Origin of the sequence: uncultured Clostridium sp. (assembly GCF_934754915.1) — a bacterium.
Classification (GTDB): Bacteria; Bacillota; Clostridia; order Clostridiales; family Clostridiaceae; genus Clostridium.
This window is the reverse complement of record NZ_CAKVKB010000258.1, coordinates 1-3094: the sequence shown is the minus strand read 5'-3', so window position 1 is coordinate 3094 and position 3094 is coordinate 1. Positions and strand designations below refer to the sequence as shown.

Annotated in this window: 2 protein-coding genes; both read right to left on the bottom strand. The window is 22.5% G+C overall.

Annotated features, from left to right (window positions below):
- Window positions 1-356 precede the first annotated feature (356 nt).
- Window positions 357-1349, bottom strand: a complete 993-nt coding sequence (locus Q0F58_RS18475; protein ID WP_294379379.1) for a glycosyltransferase — start codon at window positions 1347-1349, stop codon at window positions 357-359.
- A gap of 6 nt (window positions 1350-1355) precedes the next feature.
- Window positions 1356-3094 (bottom strand): bifunctional glycosyltransferase family 2 protein/class I SAM-dependent methyltransferase (locus tag Q0F58_RS18470; protein ID WP_294379377.1); only part of this gene is annotated, 1739 nt, incomplete at its 5' end.

The window sequence follows — 3094 nt, the reverse complement described above, 5'->3', positions numbered from 1 at the left end:
GTAATCCTTCTGCTACTTGTGCAATAATATTAAATGCTTCCTGTTCTTTACCTTCTTGTATTAAATCTGAAATATTATTTATTCCTTTTTTTAAATTATATAAATATTCATCAACTGTTGTTAATACCTCTTTTTCTTCCATGAATTTCCGCTCCTTATTAAATGTAATCATTATATTTATCGTTTAAATATTACTTTTCTTTATATTATAAAGGTGCCTTTTCTTAAACTAGCTACTTTGCTCTATGGTTTAATCTTAATTTATGAAAATATTCCCCATTCTAATAATTTACTTTAGACAAAATTTTCATATATTTTGTAGTTTTGAATTTTTTTATAGTTACTTAACATATATACTAAATGGTATTATTCAATAAATCAGAACAATTTTTAAGTATCAATGTATAATCTTTATTATTTATCTCTGCAAATAATCTATCTTTTTTATCTAATTGAGCAATATACTTATTATCATGATAATCATAATCTACAACTTCTAAAAATACATCATGTAATTTCTTAAATAATTTTAAATCTGCCTTTTTTTCTAGAACTAAAATAGCTTGTATCATATTAGAATATGTTTCATATATCAAATATGTAATTTCATCTCTATATTCATCATACATTTTTAATTGCTTAAATCTTTCAACTAATTTTTTCATAGCTTCCAGTTTCTCATCAACATGTACATTACTTTTATAATTATTTGTTATTGACTTATTGTTATATCTATAATTATATAATACTTTACTAGTTGCACAAATTTTATTACAAAATAATATAACTATTGGCATAAAATCAAAATCTTCATATGCAATTTTTTCACGAAATCGTATATTATTATCATTTAAAATACTTTTCTTTATTATTTTACTCCATACATAACCAGGATTTACAATAAATAATTTTCTTTTTTCTGAATTCAATACTCCTAAAGATCTTTTATCTGTTGTAAGAGTATTTTTTTTTAAATACTCATCAAAAAATTTACAATCAACTAAATCATAATTTGCTCTTTTGGCTATCTTGTACAAATATTCAAACATATCACATGAAACTTCATCATCACTATCAACAAATCCTATATATTCACCATGAGCCATATCAATTCCTGTATTTCTTGAACCTCCTGGACCCTTTTTTTCCTTATGCGATATAACAACAATTTTATCAGAATATTTTTTTTCATATTCCTTTAAAATATTTAAACTTCCATCTGTTGAGCAATCATTAATTAATATTATCTCAATTTCTTTTAAAGTTTGTTTAATTAAAGAGTTTATGCATCGTTCTAAATATTTTTCATTATTATATACTGGTACAATAACTGATATTTTTACATTCATATATCTCTATTCCTTTCTATTAGACTTACTTAATTTTTTTGCCTTTATTAAATATTGATATACTTCATATTCAAAACTATTCTCTTTATTAAATACTTTCAAATTATCAATAAATTTTTGATCTTCGTCACTCTTATCTGTCATAATACAACTCATCTTATCAATTAAATATCCGTTATTATAAAACAATTTTATTATCTCATTTTTAGTAAAAAATCTTAAATGTGTCCTATCTAATATACCATCTTCTTGATAAGTCCAATTTCCATTTATTAAAAGATCCTTTAATACTGAAAAATGCATTACATTAGGAATTGAAGCTAACACATATCCATCTTTATTTAAATATTTTAAAATTTCATTAATAATTTTATCTGGATTATTTAAATGTTCTAAAACATCTCCAAATATTATATAATCAAAAGATTCCTCTTTATATACTGAAAAATCAAAATTTTCTATATTTCCACATCTTACATCTGCTACATGCTTCGCTATGTTAACTACAGAATCATTAAGTTCAATACCATATAAATTTGCATTTCTATATTTATTCTTTATTTCCAATAAAGTTGAACCACAAGCACATCCAACCTCTAATATATTAATACTACGATCTATAGGCTCATCAATTAAATTTATTAAATCATATCTAATATATGTATAATAACTACTTATAAATCCCCATTTTTCTTTAAATTTATTTTTATTGGTATCTAGAATTTTATTATATTTATCTACATCTTTTCCAAAGCTCACACTTCCAAAATGATGAATATAGCTGTCTCTGCATAATATAATTTTGTAATTACATAATAATATTCTAAGACTTATATCATCATCCTCATAATTTCCTGGCGTGAAACGTTCATCTAATAAACCTACCTTTTCCAAAACACATCTTTTAATCAACATCGCAAAACCAATTAATCTAATTCTTTCATCATATAAATTTTCATTTGTTATATTGTTAGTTAATGCAAACTTCATATATATGTCGAAATCATCATATTCATTAATCACTTTTTGATTATTTGCTACATTATTACTTACAGCACCAGTTGCTCCAATATTTTCTTTACTATATAATCCCATTCTTAAATTAAAAATAGAATTAGGCATAATCACTGTATCATTATTTAAAAGAAATATATCATTATTTTTGTCTGCAATCTTTATTCCTTGATTACATCCTATAGGAAATCCTTTATTTTCATTATTTAATATATATTTTATTCCTTTCTGTTGTTTTATCCATTCAACTGTTCCATCTGTAGAATTATTATCAATAATGATGATTTCATAATTACTACTTAAATTATATTTTTTTATGCTATTAAAACAAACTTTTGTATATTCCAAATTATTATATGTTAAAATAATTATAGAATAATTATTTACTGATATCTTAAAATTACTTTTCAAATTATCAATCGCTCTCAATGCTAAATTAGTATTCTTTTCCTTATTATTTAATAATTCAATTTCTATTGTATGCTCATAGCATAAGTATGCTCTATCATATTCTTTTTTTAACTCATATATATTCCCCATGGTATAATATAAATCTGTATTATTTATATTACATTTAAGCCCATCTCGAATGCAATTAAGTGCTTCATTTAAATCATCATTGTATATTTTTATTATAGCTTCCATACTTGCTAATTCATCATCGTATTTAAATATTTTCTTATATTGCTCAATTCCATAAATAGCTTCTTCAATATTTTGTTGTTCTATAT

Bases quoted from the DNA above. Each gene is read 5' to 3' on its own strand.
- Q0F58_RS18475 (WP_294379379.1), bottom strand. From the start codon at position 1,349: ATGAATGTAAAAATATCAGTTATTGTACCAGTATATAATAATGAAAAA.